The sequence below is a fragment of the Staphylococcus sp. LCT-H4 genome (assembly GCF_001866145.1).
Lineage (GTDB): Bacteria > Bacillota > Bacilli > Staphylococcales > Staphylococcaceae > Staphylococcus > Staphylococcus succinus.
In genome coordinates, this window is sequence record NZ_MODY01000001.1 from 1 (window position 1) to 20149 (window position 20149).

18 protein-coding genes are annotated in these 20149 nt (G+C 32.1%); 2 read left to right on the forward strand and 16 right to left on the reverse strand.

Annotated elements, in window-relative coordinates:
• Nucleotides 1-393: 393 nt before the first annotated feature.
• The 7 genes from BK821_RS00005 to BK821_RS00035 all read right to left on the reverse strand — a co-directional run bounded on the left by BK821_RS00005 (nt 394) and on the right by BK821_RS00035 (nt 7864).
• Nucleotides 394-1458: an Mrp/NBP35 family ATP-binding protein gene (locus tag BK821_RS00005; RefSeq protein WP_046835621.1), complete on the reverse strand. Its 1065-nt coding sequence runs from the start codon at nt 1456-1458 to the stop codon at nt 394-396.
• Between the two features lie 172 nt (nt 1459-1630).
• Nucleotides 1631-3076: an MDR family MFS transporter gene (locus tag BK821_RS00010; RefSeq protein ID WP_046835622.1), complete on the reverse strand. Its 1446-nt coding sequence runs from the start codon at nt 3074-3076 to the stop codon at nt 1631-1633.
• An 80-nt stretch (nt 3077-3156) separates the two neighbouring features.
• Complete coding sequence (locus BK821_RS00015) at nt 3157-3612, reverse strand: SepA family multidrug efflux transporter (protein WP_046835623.1); 456 nt, start codon at nt 3610-3612, stop codon at nt 3157-3159.
• 210 nt (nt 3613-3822) lie between these two features.
• The gene (sdrM, locus tag BK821_RS00020) at nt 3823-5166 is read right to left on the reverse strand and encodes a multidrug efflux MFS transporter SdrM (RefSeq protein ID WP_071330944.1); all 1344 of its coding nucleotides are present in this window, start codon (nt 5164-5166) and stop codon (nt 3823-3825) included.
• A gap of 187 nt (nt 5167-5353) precedes the next feature.
• A complete protein-coding gene (trhA, locus tag BK821_RS00025) occupies nt 5354-6040 on the reverse strand; it encodes a PAQR family membrane homeostasis protein TrhA (protein WP_046835625.1) in 687 nt (228 codons plus the stop codon).
• Nucleotides 6041-6058: 18 nt separating this feature from the next.
• Complete coding sequence (locus tag BK821_RS00030) at nt 6059-7246, reverse strand: UTP--glucose-1-phosphate uridylyltransferase (RefSeq protein ID WP_071330945.1); 1188 nt, start codon at nt 7244-7246, stop codon at nt 6059-6061.
• Nucleotides 7247-7360: 114 nt separating this feature from the next.
• Nucleotides 7361-7864, reverse strand: coding sequence for a metal-dependent hydrolase (locus BK821_RS00035; protein WP_046835627.1), 504 nt, complete (start codon nt 7862-7864; stop codon nt 7361-7363).
• A gap of 176 nt (nt 7865-8040) precedes the next feature.
• On the opposite strand from BK821_RS00035, the gene BK821_RS00040 reads away from it, so the two are divergent.
• Entirely contained in the window at nt 8041-8301 is a 261-nt protein-coding gene (locus tag BK821_RS00040) for a SunI/YnzG family protein (RefSeq protein ID WP_046835628.1), read from the forward strand.
• A 169-nt stretch (nt 8302-8470) separates the two neighbouring features.
• Here BK821_RS00040 and BK821_RS00045 read toward each other — a convergent pair whose 3' ends face one another.
• Together BK821_RS00045 and BK821_RS00050 are read right to left on the reverse strand one after the other, a co-directional pair.
• A complete protein-coding gene (locus BK821_RS00045) occupies nt 8471-9796 on the reverse strand; it encodes an APC family permease (RefSeq protein WP_046835629.1) in 1326 nt (441 codons plus the stop codon).
• Nucleotide 9797: 1 nt separating this feature from the next.
• A complete protein-coding gene (locus BK821_RS00050) occupies nt 9798-10598 on the reverse strand; it encodes a carbon-nitrogen hydrolase family protein (RefSeq protein ID WP_071330946.1) in 801 nt (266 codons plus the stop codon).
• Nucleotides 10599-10986: 388 nt separating this feature from the next.
• Between BK821_RS00050 and BK821_RS00055 the strand changes: the two genes are divergently transcribed.
• Nucleotides 10987-11301, forward strand: coding sequence for a heme oxygenase (locus BK821_RS00055; protein ID WP_046835630.1), 315 nt, complete (start codon nt 10987-10989; stop codon nt 11299-11301).
• A 121-nt stretch (nt 11302-11422) separates the two neighbouring features.
• Here BK821_RS00055 and BK821_RS00060 read toward each other — a convergent pair whose 3' ends face one another.
• From BK821_RS00060 to BK821_RS00090, 7 genes are all read right to left on the reverse strand, one after another.
• On the reverse strand, nt 11423-12796 hold the full coding sequence (locus BK821_RS00060) for a YjiH family protein (protein ID WP_046835631.1): 1374 nt from the start codon (nt 12794-12796) through the stop codon (nt 11423-11425).
• A 200-nt stretch (nt 12797-12996) separates the two neighbouring features.
• Nucleotides 12997-13959, reverse strand: a complete 963-nt coding sequence (locus BK821_RS00065) for a FecCD family ABC transporter permease (RefSeq protein WP_046835632.1) — start codon at nt 13957-13959, stop codon at nt 12997-12999.
• On the reverse strand, nt 13956-14990 hold the full coding sequence (locus BK821_RS00070) for a FecCD family ABC transporter permease (RefSeq protein ID WP_046835633.1): 1035 nt from the start codon (nt 14988-14990) through the stop codon (nt 13956-13958). Before BK821_RS00070 ends, BK821_RS00065 begins: the two co-directional genes overlap by 4 nt.
• A gap of 12 nt (nt 14991-15002) precedes the next feature.
• The gene (locus tag BK821_RS00075; RefSeq protein ID WP_046835634.1) at nt 15003-16013 is read right to left on the reverse strand and encodes an ABC transporter substrate-binding protein; all 1011 of its coding nucleotides are present in this window, start codon (nt 16011-16013) and stop codon (nt 15003-15005) included.
• 90 nt (nt 16014-16103) lie between these two features.
• On the reverse strand, nt 16104-17165 hold the full coding sequence (locus BK821_RS00080) for an alanine/ornithine racemase family PLP-dependent enzyme (RefSeq protein WP_046835635.1): 1062 nt from the start codon (nt 17163-17165) through the stop codon (nt 16104-16106).
• Between the two features lie 2 nt (nt 17166-17167).
• Nucleotides 17168-18925: an IucA/IucC family protein gene (locus BK821_RS00085; protein WP_071330947.1), complete on the reverse strand. Its 1758-nt coding sequence runs from the start codon at nt 18923-18925 to the stop codon at nt 17168-17170.
• Nucleotides 18922-20097: an MFS transporter gene (locus BK821_RS00090; protein WP_046835637.1), complete on the reverse strand. Its 1176-nt coding sequence runs from the start codon at nt 20095-20097 to the stop codon at nt 18922-18924. Before BK821_RS00090 ends, BK821_RS00085 begins: the two co-directional genes overlap by 4 nt.
• Between the last annotated feature and the right edge of the window lie 52 nt (nt 20098-20149).

A 20149-nucleotide genomic window follows, 5' to 3' on the forward strand; every position in this document is an offset into this window, starting at 1 on the left:
TATTGCGATTCAGTTTTCAATGTTCATTTGAATAATTGCTTTATTATCATATCATTTCTTTCAACATTGTGTCAATAGAAAATTAATATTTCGTAACAATCATTTAACATTACTTTAATAATATTAATATATTATTTCGAAGATTACAAGTATATTTTTTACACTTTTTTTGAAATTGAATTAAATAATGTTTTTGTCGTTTTTGACGACTTTTATATAATATCAAGTTCGAAGTACAAAGTCAATACTTTATATCATCTTTTTTAATTTTGCTGTGCCGGTCTCAAAACATTTCTTTTGCGGTCACAAGAAACTATTTTACCATCATTTTAAATAATTGCAATAAAAAATGAAGAGAAATTAAATTAATTTCTCTTCATTTAATAAACAGCTCTATTTTGTAGTCTTATCTATGATCTTTTGTGCCATAGATTGATATATTTCACCAAGTCTATCGTCAGCTTGATAAATTGAAGGTGCAAAATCTTTAGGATTCCATGATGGTTGCTCTAATGGTAGATGACCTAACACGTCTGTTTGTAGTTCTTCTGCTAATTTTTCTCCGCCACCTGTTCCAAAAACGTATTCCTTATTCCCTGTTTCTTTACTTTGGAAATAAGACATATTTTCAATCACACCTAAAATAGAATGTTCTGTATGTTTAGCCATTGCACCAGCTCTTGCTGCTACAAATGCTGCTGTAGGATGTGGTGTTGTTACAATAATCTCTTTACTTGAAGGCAACATTGTATGTACATCTAGCGCAACATCCCCCGTGCCTGGAGGTAAATCTAAAATCAAATAATCTAATTCTCCCCATTTTACTTCAGTGAAAAAGTTAGTGAGCATTTTACCCAACATTGGCCCTCTCCATATTACTGGCGCATTCTCTTCAACAAAGAATGCCATTGAAATCACTTTTACACCATAGCGTTCTACAGGTATGATTTCTTTGCCTTGAACACCTGGCTTTTCATCAATACCCATCATATCTGGAACACTAAAGCCATAAATATCTGCATCTACTAAACCAACTTTTTTACCTTCTCTAGCTAATGATACTGCTAAGTTAACTGCGACAGTTGATTTACCGACGCCACCTTTACCAGACGCAATCGCTATAAATTCAACAGGATTATCTTTGGACAATAAACCTTCGATAGTTTGCGGTTGATCATCGCTTGAGCCCCTATAAGCTTCAACCTTTTCAGCTGGCAATTCTTCAAATCTAATTCCTACAGTGTTTGCACCATTTTCTTTTAATACCTCTACGATAGCCATTTGTAAATTTAATTGTGGCTGTCCACCTAATTGAGCCATAGCGACTTTAACACTTACGTGCTCAATTTCTTCTTTAATAGTAACATCTACTATTCCATCTGTTTCCTTCAATGGTACATCTATTATTGGATCTTTTACTTCACCAATAAGTGCTTTAACTTCCTCTATCGTTAACACAAAGCGTCCCCCTTAAAATTAAAACAATTATGATATATATTCTAACAAACAAAATCTATGTTTGCTTTAAATAGTTAATATTAAGTATAAATTGAATTTGTATAATAAAAAAGAAGTTAGCTCAATATTATCTCAGTATTGAGCTTATATCGAACTAACTTCTTAATAATAACTATACCTCACGTGTATTTATGGATGGATTCTCCTCTTTTTCTTTAATAAAGAAAGCTAAAATAAACCCAATAATAACCAATACACTCACAACAGCAAATGATAAATCTACACCAGCAGCAACAGCTTCTCTGTGTATTAAACTTTTACTTTCATTTGGAAAAGGTTTGGGCGCTAAGTTTTTAGCCCCAATAGACATAATTGTAACCATTAGTGCTGTACCTAATGAGCCGGCTGTCACTCTCCCAAAGTTACTAATTGCTGTACCATGTGATATATCTTTATTTTGTAACGAATTAATGCCTGCAGTATTTAAAGGCATCATCAACAGTGAAACAGAGAACATCCTCAATGCATAAACAATAATTAAATATGTGTAAGAGGTATCTGCTTTTAAGAAACATAACATAATTGTAAAAATAGTTAATAGAAAGAATCCAGTCAGTACAAGTGGTCTTGCGCCGTATTTATCATAGAACTTTCCTGTATAAATAGACATTACACCATTGATTATAGCGCCTGGCATTATAACCAAGCCAGATAATAACGCAGAAAGACCTAAAGCATTTTGAACATATAATGGTATCAATAATGCAGGACCGACCATCGCCATCATTACTATCATTGAAGAAACTGTAGTTAATGTAAAAACTTTATTTTTAAATACCGCTAAATTTAACAAAGGATTGGTAATATTAAATTGTCTTCTAATAAACGCACTAATGATAAACAAGCTTATAATGAGTGAAATAATCACAACCGGACTACTAAATCCTAAATTACCAGCACTACTGAAAGCATATAGCATCATGCCAAACCCTAAAGTAGAATAAACAACTGATCGCTTATCTAATTTGGTATCTTTGGTTTCGTTATAACTTCTAAGGAATATCGCACCGAATATAAAGCCAATCAGCGCAACGCCTACAACAATTACAAAAGGCATTCTCCAACTTGTGGTATCAACAATTAAACCTGACAACGTTGGTCCAATCGCTGGGGCAAATTGAATTACTAACCCTGCTAAACCCATAGCAAAACCGCGTTCATCTTTTGGGAAAAGCATAAACAATGTAAATTGCATTAGCGGCATAATCACACCCGCACCGATAGCTTGTATAACACGCGCTAACATTAACACTTCAAATGTTGGTGCAATGGCTGCAACTATAGAACCCACTAAAAATACGCCCATTGCCATTAAGAATAGAGGTCTCGTTTTAATTCTATCCATAAAATAGGCAGTGAGCGGAATCATTACACCATTAACTAACATAAATCCTGTCACTAACCATTGGGAAGTATTTTCAGTAATATTCAAACCTTTCATAATATGAGGCAAAGCTGTATTCAATAATGTTTGATTTAATATTGCGACAAATGCACTGACAATCATTACTGCAACAATCATATTTCTTTGAGATTTAGATAAATTTGCGTTCGTCATAAATTCACACCTTTTCTTTTATTCTCAATTTCATACTCAACCAAAATTCGTTAGAAAAGCACACTTTGTACTCACGAATTTTATCTCTTTTGATTTAAATCTTCGCTTTCTGGATAAAATATTTCTTTACATATAAATAAGATTCCCATGATTAAAACTATGACCCAAAAATCAATGTTGATATACGTATAATGAATATGAACAATAAAATAAAAAAGTAAGGTAGTTACAGTAAAAGTAATTAAATGGTAAGTTACTCCTTTAAAATAAGGACTTTCCGGTATTTTTTTTCTAAAATAGTCCATTAGATTTTCGATAGTAAATAAAGTGAAATATCCAAGCACAATGTAACTACCATAATAGACTAAATTATCATAAAAACTTTTATTATAACCAAAATAAGCAAGATGTAAGTATATAAGAATTCTACTTAATCCATATAAACCAAAACCTAAAAAGGCTAAAAATATAGCTCCTGAAACGATAAATACAGAAAGTACAATAAGCGTTGTAAATAAGTACCTAATATATTTCATTGCTTACTGTCCTCCCCTTAAACTTAACTTCAATTCGTTCACTTCGTAATTGTTCACTTCATATTTAAATGATAATTCCAAGTTATAATAGCATTTATATATTACCATTATAACAACTCACTACCAAATACAAATAAACAACTCTAAAATTAACATTTTCTTAATAATAAAATGCCTTACTATATTAAGCTATGTTTGTATAAAGCGCTGCTATACTTTTAGCGTATGCGTCTGTTGTCTATAACAGCAAATCCACATGGTTATTAATACGATTAAGATAATGAGGGTAAGTAAGATAACATTGTGTATATGGAATTTAATAAATGTAAAAGATAATGCATATGTGTAACCCATAATAGTGGCACCTATAGAATTTCCTAAACTTTTAGTTAATGTATAAAGAGACATCATCCGCTTCATATTTTCTGGTGCTGTTTCCTCTTGAGTAATAACACTATCTTTTGTATACACCGTACCAAAGCTCATACCTGCAAGCAATAAACTAAAACCAATAAATACTGGAGAGCTTGTTCCTACAAAAACTAAGATGCCACAAGCCATTAAAAGCGTAAAAGCGAATATATATAATCCTTTTCGACTCATTTTAGCTTCTATTTTATCTAATGAAAAATTCAAGGCCAACCATGCTAAAGAAATTGGGAAAATGACAAAACCACTTTGCAAAGGAGAAAGCCCTAAATCTTCTTGTAAGTAGACTGGCATATACAAATTATAGCCCATAAGAATCATCGCATAAGCAAAATCAGTTATAAATATTAATATTATAGTTTTATTAAACTCTTCTACTGGTACAAACGGCATTTTAATACCTTTTTCATTTTTATACAAAATATAAGCGACTACACAGGCTATCATAATAGCTATTAAATTTAAATATATTGCAGATTTATTCATGACTGCAAACATCAAAAAGAATACAAAGATATAGAATAACGTTAATCCTTTAATATCTAATTTGTTTTTTACATTTGTAACCTCTTGTTCAAAATGAAATGTACTGACGACTAATATCATCGCTAAAATTGCAATAGGTATGTTTACAAAGAATAACCAATGCCAAGAAGCTAATTCTAAAATACCGCCACCTAAAACCGGACCAATAATGCTCGATATTCCCCACACACTTCCAACAATGCCCATAATTTTATAACGTAATGGGATTGCAAAAGCTAATTTAGGTACAATTTGGCTAAGCGCCATCATAACCCCCGCACCTAAACCTTGAATAAAACGAGAAATTATCAGTATTACAAACGTACTACTTAATCCCGAGAGTAAACTTCCGATACTAAATAGCATTAAACCTACAAGTGTTATGTATATAATTTTTGTTCGATCTAAAAGCTCGCCTACTATAGGATTAGCAATAACGATAGCAATAAAATATACAGCAAAAACCAATGAAATTGATGTACCGACATTTAAATCAGCTTTTATCGTTGGTACTGCTAATGAAACAATAGATGTTTCTATTGCAGACATAAACATGATTAAAATCAGAGCTATTACAATGCTAAACGATTTAATATTCATAATTAACCTCCAACTTTCCTTATTTCCACTAATTAAACAACACTTATTATTCCTTAAATTCATATAAATTCAATACAATTTCACCAAAATAAGTCTATTGACCTATAAATATTTATTAAAAAAAGTACCTACACAGAACATGTAGATACCTATAATCATTTATATTTGAAATCATTTAGTCTTACAGTTACATAAAATACATAATAGCTATAAAATGAAATACTGATGCAGCTACTATGAAGAAATGCCATATCATATGAAAATACGGTCGATCTTTTTGAGCATAAAACCATGCACCGACAGTATAGGCAATACCACCAAACAATATAAACAACATAAATGTTACCGAGGTTTCATGAATGATTGTTGGTAAAAATAGCACCCCTATCCATCCCATAATAAGATACATTGCTAAACTTAATTTGTGACTTACATGATTTGCTAAAGATTTATAAAGGATACCCCAAATCGTTATACCCCAAAGTACAGCCATTGCCGTCCAACCTAACCAACCACCAACTAAAATGAGGCATATCGGTGTATATGTTCCAGCAATTGCGATGTATATCATACTATGATCAATAATTCTAAGAATAAACTTATGCGATGAATCGTTAGCCATAGCATGATACACCGTTGATGAAATAAACATCAAGAATATACTAATCACGTATACTGAAACACTGAACGAACCTAATACCCCATTTGTTAAGTAACTTTGAATCGCTGCATATGGTAATGCGATCAATGCTAGAAACGCAGCTACACCATGAGAAACAGAATTCCCTATTTCTTCACCAAATGTTAAAGGCATAATATTTTTAAATGTTTTTACAGCTTGTTTATTATTACCAGCTTCTACTGAATTAGCCATAAGTGTAACCACCCTCTATTAAATCATGTTCATGCGTTTCAAATCAGCAGTAGCTGTTTCAACGCTATCGTTACCTTCTTTGTTCTTTAATGGAGAAAATTCCTCTTCTCTTGGTACTTGTAGTGTGATAAAGCTATTAGCATATCGGAATATATCAAAATAGAACAATTCAAATTTAAGTGTCGGTTGCTCTATTACACCAAAGTCTTCATCTAACTGTTTTAAATTTTTCACAGCCAAATGATATGGTAATTCATTATCTACAACATTATTTATGAATAAAAGTTTAAATGAATGTATGCCGATATTAGCATTATTAAATTCATTAGCCACTTCTGCGTCTAACTCAGAATATTCATATACAGTATCTTTTTGTTGAGCATTAACTAATCGTCCAACACTTTCACCATCTTTAGGTTTAATAGACTTCGTAGTAATATCCATACTCTTTTGGAAAGTATAACCTGCAAATAATGGATCTAGTACTTTAACCAATACATTGTCAATATTATTTAGGAAAATATACTCCACACCATTTCCAGTCATTTCATCTAAATAACCAGATTTTTTAAGTGATTTAAATACGCCACCGTTACCGTTAGGTGTTTCTAATATATTGCCATCGACATCTAATACTAATTTACCTTCTTCAGATAGTGCAACAATATTTTCCTGTTTAAAAAAGTGAACATGGTCTGAATCATAGCCAAAGTAATTTTGTTCTTCAAAATATAGTTGTGTCTCTCTATCATTAACTTTACTCGTCATGATATACCAATCTACAAAAACACCCGTTCGTTCTTTCAATGCCAATAATTGTCTCGCTTGAATTTCAAATAGACTTACACCTTCAATTTCAAATGATCCTTTTGGTCCTTTAAAACCTAAACGTGTACCTTGACCACCAGCCATTAACAACACAGCAAATTTGCCTTTTTTAATCGCTTCATAGCCTACTTTTTCGTATTGTTCAATCTCTTCATCAGAGAAATTCTCTTTAATATCATATTTTACTTCACTTACCGAAGAAACATCATCAATAACTTTTTTATTCACGTACAAATCTTCGTATAAATCTTGAATATTAGATAAGTTTAATGAGTCGACTTTGGTAGCTAGTTGTTCTTTCTCGTTATTACTCATTAATTTTTCAAATTCAATTAAATGTTCTTGATTAAACTTTTCTAACCCTTTCTTGTCTAGCATATTTTCTCTCCTTAATATTCCAAGATTATATAAAAATAAAATCTTATTTTTGTCCCTAACATATAATTTCACTTTATGTACTTTATATTATTATATATCTATGTACAACTATTATCATAGCCATTTAGAAATTAGTTCAATAAAAAATGGTTGAAAAAGCACATATAATGCACCAAAAGTTAATGCGCTCGCTAATGCCCCATCAACGAGACCGCCAGTTTTAAATACCAAAGGGAACCTTACACTTATCGGGATAGGATAAAATAATTTAACGCCCCTAGGAGTTAACATATCTAGTATAACATGTGAAAGCAAACCAAATATAATAGTTACTAAATAATATATCGGAGATTGTATAAAATATAGTAATCCTGCAATGATGGCCATAAATAATATCGAATGGGTAAATGTCCTATGCCCAAATAGTTTTCTAACTATAAAACTTATTATTTTAAATCTTCTTCCTATCTTACTTTGTGCGTGACAAATATCAGGTAATAAACTTGAAATAACTGCCAGCGTTATAACTGTAATTGATGTAAATAAATCTGTTTGAAAGTATTCTATAGTTAATGCGCCTACTAATAAACCGCATGATGCGTGGGTTTTACCTGTCATTTTCACTTCTCCTTATCGGATTTTATTTTACCATATCTATACACCAAATGCGAACATACTTTCGTAAAAAATTACATGAGTATAACCTATTCAAAAAAAGTATCACACAATGGTTGAAAACGATTTCAATATATTGTATGATGTAGCTATAAATTACTTAAAGGATGTGTTCAGATATGGCAATGACAGTTAAAAAAGATAATAATGAAGTGAGAATTCAATGGAGAGTTGCAGATATCAAGATACCAACAAGTGATATTAAAAATATTTCACAAGATCAAAATATCCATGAAGTTCCTAAAGTAGATAGAGATAAAGTTTCACGTATTGGTTCTACTTTTGGTAAAACAAATCGTGTTATTATTGACACTAATGACCATGAATACATTATTTATACTCAGAACGATCAAAAAGTATACAATGAAGTAACGAAATAATAACTATTCACAATCTTTTAAAATATATAATATAAAACGAACAGACGACACTTCTTATTCAAAAGAATGCCGTCTGTTTTTTCTCTTTAATAAAACCATGAATAAGTTTTTAAATTACTCATGGTTTTCTATAATTAAGCTATTTTTATTCTGGTTCCTATCATCACGATTATATTGCAAGACTCGGTGGTAATTTTGAAAAACACTTTGTCAAATACATTAAGTATAAGAATCCGAGGCATGTCCAAACTCCACCTAATATCAACGCATGTTTATCTAAACTGAGAAATAGACTTACATCTAATATCACACCAATAACTGGTACGAGTAAATATGGTATCCACTTCAATCCTTTTCTTTTCTCTAGTTTTATAAAATAATAGGCAATAACAGAGATATTTACAAATGCGAAAGATATAAATGCTCCGAAATTAATAAATGATGTAGATGTACTTATACTCATAAACACCCCTACAATACCCACAACCCCGATAAATAATAAATTAAATATAGGCGTTTGACTTCTTCTTTCTATAAAGCCAAATATTTGTTTATTTAAAACGCCATCTCTTCCCATCGCATAAAGTAAACGCGCACCGCTCGTTTGAGCAGATAAACCTGATGCTAATTGGGCTAATACTAAACCACTTAAAAATAAAGCAGATAAAAAATTACCTCCTACAATTTTAGCAATTTCAAATGCAGCGGATTCAGTATTGTGTATAGCATTAAAATTAGGAATCGTTATCGATAATACATATGCAACTAAGACAAATAAGCATCCGCCAATAATCGTAATTAACATTATCGCTTTTGGTATCGTTTTTCTAGGGTTATTCGTTTCTTCTGCAAGTGTAGTTACCGCGTCAAATCCCAAAAATGAATAACATGCTATTGCAGCACCAGCTAGAATAGGTGATATATGATTACCTTTTAGCGACAAGATATGTTTACTAACTAGATGACCTTCCCCCATACCATGCATAACACTCCATATACATAAAATAATAAATATGATAATTACTAATAACTGGAAAATCATTATAAGTAAATTCATCGATGTAGTTGTATTTATTCCTATAATATTAACTAAGGTTGTAACTACTATAAAAATAATAATCCACGCCCAACTAGGAATCATCGGAAATGCAGTCGTTAGATATTCTGCTCCTATAAGCCAAATGACTAAGGGTAAAAACAGATAGTCTAAGAGGATCGTCCAACCAACCATAAATCCTAATGATGGATGTAAACTTTTACTTACAAATGTATACGCTGATCCTGCAGATGGAAATGCTTTAGCCATTTGTCCATAACTATATGCTGTAAATAACATTGCTATCGTAGCAAATAAATAAGCATAAGGTACAAAACCATTTGTCGTTTCGTACAAAGTACCATACGTACCAAATACTATCATTGGTGCCATATATGCTAAACCAAACATAATAACTTGATATAATGAGAGTGATTGCTTTAATTCACCTTGTTCCATACTACTCATCCTCCCCCATCGCATCACTCAATTGATGGTATATCGTAGGAAGAATCTGTTTTGTATATTCAAGTTGTGGATCTCTTTCAATTTGCATACTTATATCTACATATTTCGTTGAAACGCCTTTTTCAATATATAGTTGAAAATTACCGTTGTGATCAACGACTGCACTATGACCAAAAAACTGATGCGGGTCATTCATGCCATATTGATTGGCAATTGCTATTGGAAGTTCATTTTCTAATGCTCTACTTGCAATATAAACATTTTGATGTTTTTCATAAGGTGTCATATTTGCTGTCGAAATTAAAATTATTTCAGCACCTTTTAATTTTAATAATCTCGCGACTTCTGGAAACTCTAGGTCATAGCATATCATCATTCCGATATAGCCAAACTGAGTCTTTAAAATTGGAAAATCTTTACCCCTTGTAAATAATTCCTGTTCATTGGCAAACAAATGTGTTTTTCTATATTTTCCTAACACTTCTCCATTTTCATCAATATACATTGCCGTAATATAAAATTGGTGTTCATCCACTTCTGGAAAAGAAATCATTGTTTCAATTTTATAATCACTGCATGTTTTTTTAATCTGCGCTAATGTCCTTGAATATTCTGTAATTGCCACCTTATCCAATAATTCATGTGATTGTACATAGCCTGAAATAGAAAGTTCAGGAAATAATACCAATTGTGAACTTCTTGTACTTTCTTCAGCTAACGTATTACAAATATATTCTATATTTGCTTTCAAATCACCTAATACTGGCTCCATTTGTGCTATTGAAATCCTCATATAACATTTCCCCTTTGTTTAAAAAGTAAATTAAGCAAAAGTGCTAGCACATTCCATAAAACTAAACATGCTTCTTTATCGCGTACGAGCGCACAATCAGACGATGCTTAATTTAATTATCTGAATTTTACTATAATTCTGGATAGTTTAGAAAGAACCAGTTTTGTAACTCCAAGGGTACCAGATGCTGTTTTATATTTAGGTAATACCACTCTATCTCTACTTATTCAAATCAACTATTTCAAATATTACATAAGCATTAACAATATTTATTAACCTTACATGTAACTCTGCTATCTTTAAGATGTTACGCGACAATGTTATGAGTCTTTATCTATAGAAAATAATGCTATAATAATCGTATCATTAATGAAAGTAGGTGCACTTTATGTACGTTGTTACAAATAGAATAGAACTCAAAAAAGGGTTTGCCGAAAAAATGGCTCCTCACTTTACACAAGGTGGAAAGATTCAAGAATTAAAAGGATTCAAAAAAATTGAAGTTTGGCAAGTAGATGAAGATTCTGATCACGATCAAATGTACGTCAATACGTGGTGGGAAACTCAAGAAGATTTCAACGCCTGGTTAAAAAGTGATGCCTTTAAAGAAGCACATAGCGGAAAATCAAAATCCGAAGAAGGTGAATCGCCTGTAATTGGAAATAAAGTGGTTAAAGCAAATGTTTTATCAACACTGAATTAGTCATGCTGTAGCCTTATTGTTTAAAATAGATAAAAAAGCACACGTGATTTACCGATTTAATCGGCATCTCGTGTGCTTTTATTTCATCTTTTATTACATAGTTAATCATAATACAGACGCATTAATTAAAATATAAATGAGCCATCAAAGCAATGATTGGTAATGAAATAATCGTTCTGATCAAGAAAATTACAAATAACTTAAACATGCTTACTGGAATTTTCGAACCTAATATAACCCCACCGACTTCTGATAAATATATTAATTGACTAATACTTAAGGCACCAACTACAAATAATGTAATATTATTACCTACACCTTCAATTAAAATAGAAGGTAAGAACATATCAGCAAACCCTATCAATACTGTTTCAGATGCCTGTGCAGCTTCAGGTATTTGTAGTAACTCTAAGTATGGTACAAATGGTTTTCCTATAATCGCAAATAATGGCGTGTAATTAGCAACTATGGTAGCAATTGTACCAATACTCATAACAACTGGTAAAATCACAAACCACATATCAATAACTGTTTTAAAGCCTGATGCGAAAAAGGCTTTAACTCCTGGCGCTTTTATACCAGTTTCCGTTGCCATATCAAAACCATGTCCAAGTGCGGTTTTATTTTCAGGTAATTTTTCGGTACGTGTCTCTTCCGATACTTCTTTTGAATATTCATCCTTAATCGATCTCAATGGCCATATCCTAGGCAAAATAAAGGCACAAACTAAACATGAAATAATAACTGCCGAATAGAAGTAAAAGAAGTGTTTCTGCATGTGTACTGTTTCAGCTACGACAATCGCAAATGTTATAGATACAACACTAAAAGTTGTGGCAATAACAGTCGCCTCTCGTCGTGAGTAAAAGCCCTCTGCATATTGACGGCTTGTGATTAAGACACCCACTGTGCCATCACCAATAAATGACGCTAAATTATCTACAGTTGAACGACCTGGCAATGTAAACAATGGTCGCATAATTGGTCTAAACACTGGCCCTAATAGCTCCAATAAACCATATTCCATTAATAAAGGTAAAAAGAGTGCTGCAAAGAAGAATACGGTCACCAAGGTTGGTAGTAGGCCATCAAAGACTAGACCACCTGTATCTTCTGAATAAATCACTTTTGTACCTATTTTTAAATACGTCATCCACACAAATACTACTGCTAATATTCTCAAAATTAACCAAACAATTTTGACGTTAAATGCATTATATAAAAGTCCATCTGGATTTAATTTATTCTTTAATACTGTCGTGCATAGAATCGATAAGATGCCAGATATTGTTACAATAGCAACAATGATAATCGGCATGGCATTACCGAGTAAGTCCTTTAACACTCCCGCTAAAAATGCTACAGGTAAAGTGGTTTGTTTTTCACCATCTTGTGTCACAGAAATAGGTATCAAAAATAAAATAATACCAATTAACGACATGATAATGAATTTAAGTCTCCCTCGCTTGATTTGCGATTTGCTATATTGATTCATTTCATTCACCCCTCAGGTGTCTATATTTTTATATAAACTAAAAAAACAACAGCAATAATTATAACCTATTATGTATAAATATGTAAATCTATATTTTGTGTCAATTTTAGTAATACTAAAAAAATTGACTCTAACTTAATTAGAGTCAATTCCACTTTATATGAAAACGCTTACTATTTCAATGTTTTATATATTTTTCTCTATATTTTTCTTAATAGGAATAAAAAGTATGGTACACCTACGATAGCTACAACAACGCCTACCGGGATATCAATAGGTGGATGGATTCCTTTTGCTAAACAATCACTAATTGTCAGTAATAAAGCACCAATTAAACCAGACATTATCGTAATGTGTATATGTTTATGACCAACGATACGTCTAGCAATGTGTGGTGCAATTAATCCTAAAAAGCTCAATCCCCCAACTACTGAAATTGAAGCTCCAGCTAAGACAACTGCTAAAAACAATAATATCATTTTCACTTTTTTTACTTTAGAGCCTAATGCAGTAGCAACCTCATCACCAAGTGTTAAAATATCTAACTGATGACAATAATAGAATATAAGAGGTAATGCGATAACAAACCATGGTAATATCACCCATACATTAGACATATTATGACCATACAGACTCCCTGTAAGCCACACCAATGCCGTATTGGCGTCTAAGGGATTTCTTATTAATAAGTATTGTACAATTGCTGTACAAATTGCACCAATAGCTAAACCGATTAAAGCTAATTTTGAACCTTTTACATTAAATTTTGATATAAGTAACGTTAAAATTAAACTGATACATAGTGCACCTGCAAAAGATCCGAATGGCAAAACAAATAATGGCGCTGACGGAAATAACATAATAATTGTAACCGCTGATAAACTTGCACCTTTTGTTATACCAATTACATCAGGTGATGCGAGTGCATTTCTTACAACACCTTGTATTAACGCTCCAGAGATAGCCAAGCTACTACCTACAATCAATGCTAACCACATTCTAGGTAAACGATACTCATTTAATATAAAATTATCTTGCGAAAATACGCTTTTAATTGCTTCAATTGGGTTTATAAATACTGCACCTACCGATAATGTTGCAATAGATGAAAGAATAAGCAAAATAATAACAATACTATATCGAAACATTAGTCGTCTACTCATTGTCGATCCACTCCTTTAACCGTAATAGCTAGGAAGTAAAGTGCACCTATAAAGGATGTGACAATACCTACTGGCGATTCAAACGGAAATGCAATTAAACGACTCAATACATCCGACAATAGTAATAAGTCTGCACCTATAATCATTGTTAATGGGACCATTAACTTATAATCTGTACGTATATAATGTTTGACGATATGAGGTACAATCAATCCTACAAAACCTATCGGGCCAGCAATAGAGACTGAAGCCCCTGCCAAAACGATAACGAGTAAGCCCGTTGTAATTCTAATTACTTTTACATTTTGTCCTAATGCTTTAGCGAGGTCTTCCCCCAACTCCATGATCGTTAATTGTCTAGATATAATAATTGTGCCAATAAACGCCATGACTAGCCAAGGCAATATCCCCATAATTTGTGCCCATTTTATTGTAGATAGTGAACCTACAAGCCAGAACATTACTGTCGATGTTGCATCTTCATTCAGTAATATAATTCCTTGTGTCAAGCTAGAGAAGAATAAATGGATTGCCATACCGGCAAGCGCTAATTTAACTGGTGTCATACCTCTCGTAGAACCAGATAACATGTATACAGTTAACCCACCTATAAATGCTCCAATAAATGCTAATATCGTTGAATAAGCTGTCAGAGCAGGCACAACCATTGTAATAAATACAATCACAAAAGAAGCCCCTGAATTTACACCAAAAATTTGTGGTGATGCTAAGGGGTTTCTAGTCATTGCCTGCATAAGTAAACCTGCCAAGCCTAGTGCAGCACCTATAAGTAGCCCCGCTACCATTCTCGGCATACGCACATTATGTATTAAAAAAGTTTGTTTCGTATCTGTATGGCTCCAAAAATAATCTTTAAAATCTTGTATCGCAATATGCGATGAACCAACACTTAAATTGAAATATATAATGACAAAAAGCGCACATACACTCACAAAAAATGTGAGTGCTGTGCGTGTTTGCATTTTATTATCATTTGTATTGGTTTGACTAATGCGTTTTGATTTAGTCATCTACCATTCACCTTACTTTTGTTGTTTATCATTTTGCTTTTGTTTAGAAATTTCAACAAGTTCCTTAGCAATTTCTTCAGAAGAAATGATACCACGTGCACGTGCCCATGTATTTCTATCCACTACAGAAACTCGATCATTCTTAACTGCATCCAAATCATTCCAAACTGGATCTTTTTCTTGATTTTTTAGGTTTGGATCATTTTTCCCTTCATCAGCCATGATAAACATGCGTCCCGGATTAATGTCTGAAAGTACTTCAGAATTTAATTGAAGGTAAGGGCCTTTTAGATATTTAGATAGATGATCTGTTTTTGTTTTATTTAATGCGTTTTTGAACCCTAGTTCTTTTAAAAGTTCTCCAACATATGTGTTATCTGGATGTGCTAATAATCCAGATTTAGAAATTACAGCTGGTAAAACAGCTTCAGATTTATCCATTGTAATTTCCTTACTATATTTATCCATTAATTTATTATGCTCTTTTAATCTTTCTTTACCTTTATCTTCTTTTCCTACTGCTTTAGCAATAGTTTTAAAGGCTTCTATATTATCTTTATAATCACTATCAAAACTTGGTAACATGATTGTTGGTGCAATTTTTTCCAAGTCTTTTTGTATACCTTTATGTCTATTTGTATCTGCAATAATTAAATCTGGTTTTTGATTACTAATTTCTTCTAAGTTAGGTTGCTTACGCGCACCTACTGATTTATAGTTCCCAATGTCTTTGCGAATAGGTTCTAAAATTCTATTCTTATCGCCATCATCAGCAACTCCGACTGGTTTTACACCGAGTGCTGCAAGTGCATCAACAAATGAAAATTCTAATGCTACTACACGTTTAGGATTTTTAGCAATCTTAGTTGTTCCTGTATCATGCTTAATCGTTATGTCGTCTTTTCCTGATTTATTCTTTTTTGATTGGTCAGCATCATTGTTACTAACACTACCACAAGCTGTTAGCAAAACGACTGTCAACGTTAACAACAAGATACCCATAATTTTATAGCTATGCTTCATCGTCTTCACTCCTTAAGTATGTATGATTACATACTTAATTCTATTGATAATAATTATCAATGTCAACACTATTTTTCTTCAAAATTCTATTTAGTGTTTCTTTAATTTTGGTGTATTAAAATCGTACTTCACTTTTTGTACCGCTTCATCATAAACATAGGATTTAGCTAAATTAGGCATATACATACTTTGTGCTAACGCTTTATAACCTAAGCTAAATTGTATTTTATCACCAACTTGATAATGGTCGTGATTTAATAAGTCTAACATAACGTGATCACTTGTGGCTCCTAACACTTTAATCTGATGATGCAAGGGCTTGATTTCTGAAACATCTGTATCTAAATTGCCTATATCAATGATTGCTTGCAAATAATGTTGTCCCGTAGTGATATTAACTCTAGGTTTAATTTCAACAATTTCAGTTTCTAAAATGATTGCATCTTGGAATAATGAGGCAATTGGCTGACCTGTAGTCGTTTCTACCCCTCTAAACAAAGTTTCTCCAATTCTTAACTCATTAATTTTTCCTAAATCACTGTATAACATTTGAGGTAACATGCTAGAATTACCACCAGAAATAACTCTAAAACGGATACCTGTTTCTAACTCCACAGAACTAACAAATTGATTCACCATATCTACGTCTAAATCCGTAGGCACAATTGATTGAAAACACATAAAGTTAAATGATAGTCCAGCAATACTAATGTGGTGCATATTTAAAATTTCTTTAATATAATCTACTACGTCATAAGTTAAAATTCCTTCTCTAGCGTCTTTCCAATCTACCATGAGTAAAATTTGATGTTTTACTCGTTGTTGCTCAGCAATGTCATTGAGTTGGCGAATAGTCGACATTTCAGTTTGCATACTCATTTTAGTGTAACGTACAACATCTTCAAGTTCGTTTTGATTAGGTGTTCTTATCATTGTATATGTTAAATCTTTATCTAAACTCTTAGTAATATTATCAATTCTTGCATCAGCAAAATGGGTGATACCAATATTTTTCAAAGTATCTACGATTTGTTTGTCTCCTCCGACGCATTTAATCACTGGTGTAAATTGAATGTTGTGTTGATTGAATAATGCATATAACACCCTAGCGTTATATTGAATTTTAGATAGATTAATTTTTACTTTTGCCATATTTACACCTCTTTATATATCGGATTACTTATATCAATTGTGACATATTGTTTCACTTTGCTTTCCATGCGCATACGTAAAAGTGCTTTTACCGTGATGTATTTACCAAACAATACTTTTGATAAAATTTGAGCATGGGCCTTTGATGGATCAATTGCTTTATTTATAATGTCGCGTACGATATCAAAAAGTACTGCTTCATTAACTTGATCATACTGTGAAAAATGATGAATAAGTTCAGCAATTTGATTTTGTATTACTGCATGTTGAAATTTAGCGATAACCGCTTCAATATTTTCTGCAATTAAGCTTGTATTCGTAATATCAATATTGGGCAATTTACTTTTCAATGTTTCTAAATCAATTCTAGAACCACCTAAATCCCTAATAATGAACTTCATTTGATAATTAGGGCCGAGGTTTACGATAGTATTTTGCATATGTGCTTCTAAAGCAATACCATAATCCTGTATATATGCAATTAAAGGTTCGATTAAAGTTCTTGCGTAACTTATCATAAATTGTTTTATCGAATCTAATGTTGGACCTTCACCTACCCAATCTAAATAACTATCTACAATTGCTTTATTATCGACTGGATTCTTATTCACCAGACTTGCTGTCACAAGCGTAAGTCCGTTATCAGCTATCACAGGTTGATATCTTATAATACACCCCAGATGTCTTGCAATATCTGGATCTGCTTGAACGTGTATTCCGTATGGTTCCATGGAAACTTGTAATTGCGGATATATATCTAACATATCTTGTAATTCATAGCTTAGTTTAGGACCATCTACTGTGGTCACTGGTGAAACAGTTCTCACCGCACTCGTAGCTTGTACATTTATAGGTAATTTAATATGAAATGGCTTATGAACAAGTTCCATCGTTCTAAATGATAATGTTGCCTTTGATTCAATCTCAAAAGGCGTTGGTAATAAACGACTATCCTCAATCCAATCGGCAAATTGCTTAACAATGACATTATTATATTGCCATGGGTGCACAAGTAGTACTCTATAATTATTGAGCTCCAAACCATATGGATCTAAAAATGCTTTTAATTTATAACGATATTCAGGAATAATATAATCAAGGATATATTGCGCATCATCCTCCATTGAAGTTGTTACACAATTATTTTCATGAATAAGCATAACTTTTAATGGAATGATTTTTTCAAATTCTGGCGCATATTTTTTCACTTCATCATTTGTCAGAGGTAATTTTGTCTTAGATAAAGGATGCGTAGGATGACCTTCTACAACTAAACTTTCTGAATAACTCAAGTCATCCATTTGGCCTGAATCTGTCATATGTTGTAACCAGGAAAAGAAATTAATTGTCTCTGGCATTCTAGAAAACTTTAATGTCGCATCAATTAAAGCCTGTCTATTACTGAAATGTTCATAAGTTAATACAAATCCATCTCTACTAGAAAGTAATTCTTCTTTTAACCTCTCACTAACTGGAATATTAAATTGATTATGCAGAATATCAAGTAATTGTTCTACTGAGTTAATCTCCGTTATAACGTCACCCTTCATATATTGAATTGCGCCGTTAAATACGTATCTTGCCATTGCACTTTTTCTCGTTGTTTCAACTTTTAAAAGTTGCCCTTCATACTGTATTTCCACTGAATTTTTATATTCATTAAATAACGTTTTCTCAGGGTATATGTGTTCTTTTATAATCGCATTAAAAATACGATACTGTACATTTTTATCGGCTAACTGCCATGTTTGACGCATCATATCACATTGCCTCCATCTTTCCTTTGTCTACTTAATAAACCAAATAATAATGCAATAACTATTGTACTTACGCCCATAGCGATAAACGTTTCTATTATACCCAATAGTTCTGCTGAAAAACTCATCAACATCGCACCTAATGGAATCATACCTCTATCCATCATGACAACACTTAATACTTTCCCCCTATGTTCAGATTCTACACGGTGCTGAAAGTAAATTCTATTTGTTGTACGCGCCCATTGACTGAATAAACCGATGAAAAATATAGATAAAAAGAGTAAGAATGTATTGCTACTAATCGTCCCTAATAATGAGATTCCGAAAAGTGCAGAACTCATATAGTACATTTTTACCATTGAAATTTTATCTAGTATATTTGGTAATATAATTGTTGCGATAATACCACCTATAGCACAACACGTCATAGCAGTACCAAATATTTGTACTTGGTCTGGGAATGTTTTATCTGTCAATACTGGTAATAAAGTTGTATATGAAAAGCCTGTTGCCATAATCAAAAGTGATGTTATAAATATTCTTGCACCTACATTATTTTCTTTAAAATAATCGACAACAATCTTTATGTTCATTTCCGTTTCAGCTTTAGGTTGTTTATTTACTTTAAATTTTAACGGTAAACAAAATAGTATTGAAATCAAATAACATAATGCCTGTAATGCAAAAGCCATTTGTGCACTATAAGCTGCCATAATAAATCCTGCGACAGCCGGACCTATTGACCGACAAATATTTATGATAAATGAGTGATAAGATACCGTCTGTGTTGTCGTAAGTCTTTGTGTTAAATCAGGCAATACCGCCTGACGCACAGGTGTTTCGATTGCACTCATAATGCCTCTCCCTAATGCGTATAACAAAAATATAATTATAGGCAATTGTTTACTTTGAAATGTTAAAATACAAAGTATAGTTGTTAATATAAATGATGATGTGATTGTGATTTTTAATAATTTTCCTCTATCGCATCGATCTGCCAATGCGCCAGCCCATACACTAATAAGTAAAATGGGGACAAGACGGAAAAAATTAATCAATCCTAAATAAATTGCATTATGATATAAATTAAACACATACCAATTCAATGCAATTTGTCCTATCCAATTCCCTAAAAATAAAAGAAAGGAACTAGAAAAAAAATACTTAGCCATGAAAATCCACCCGTCTTTTTAATTGATAATAATTATCATTATCGTTATTATA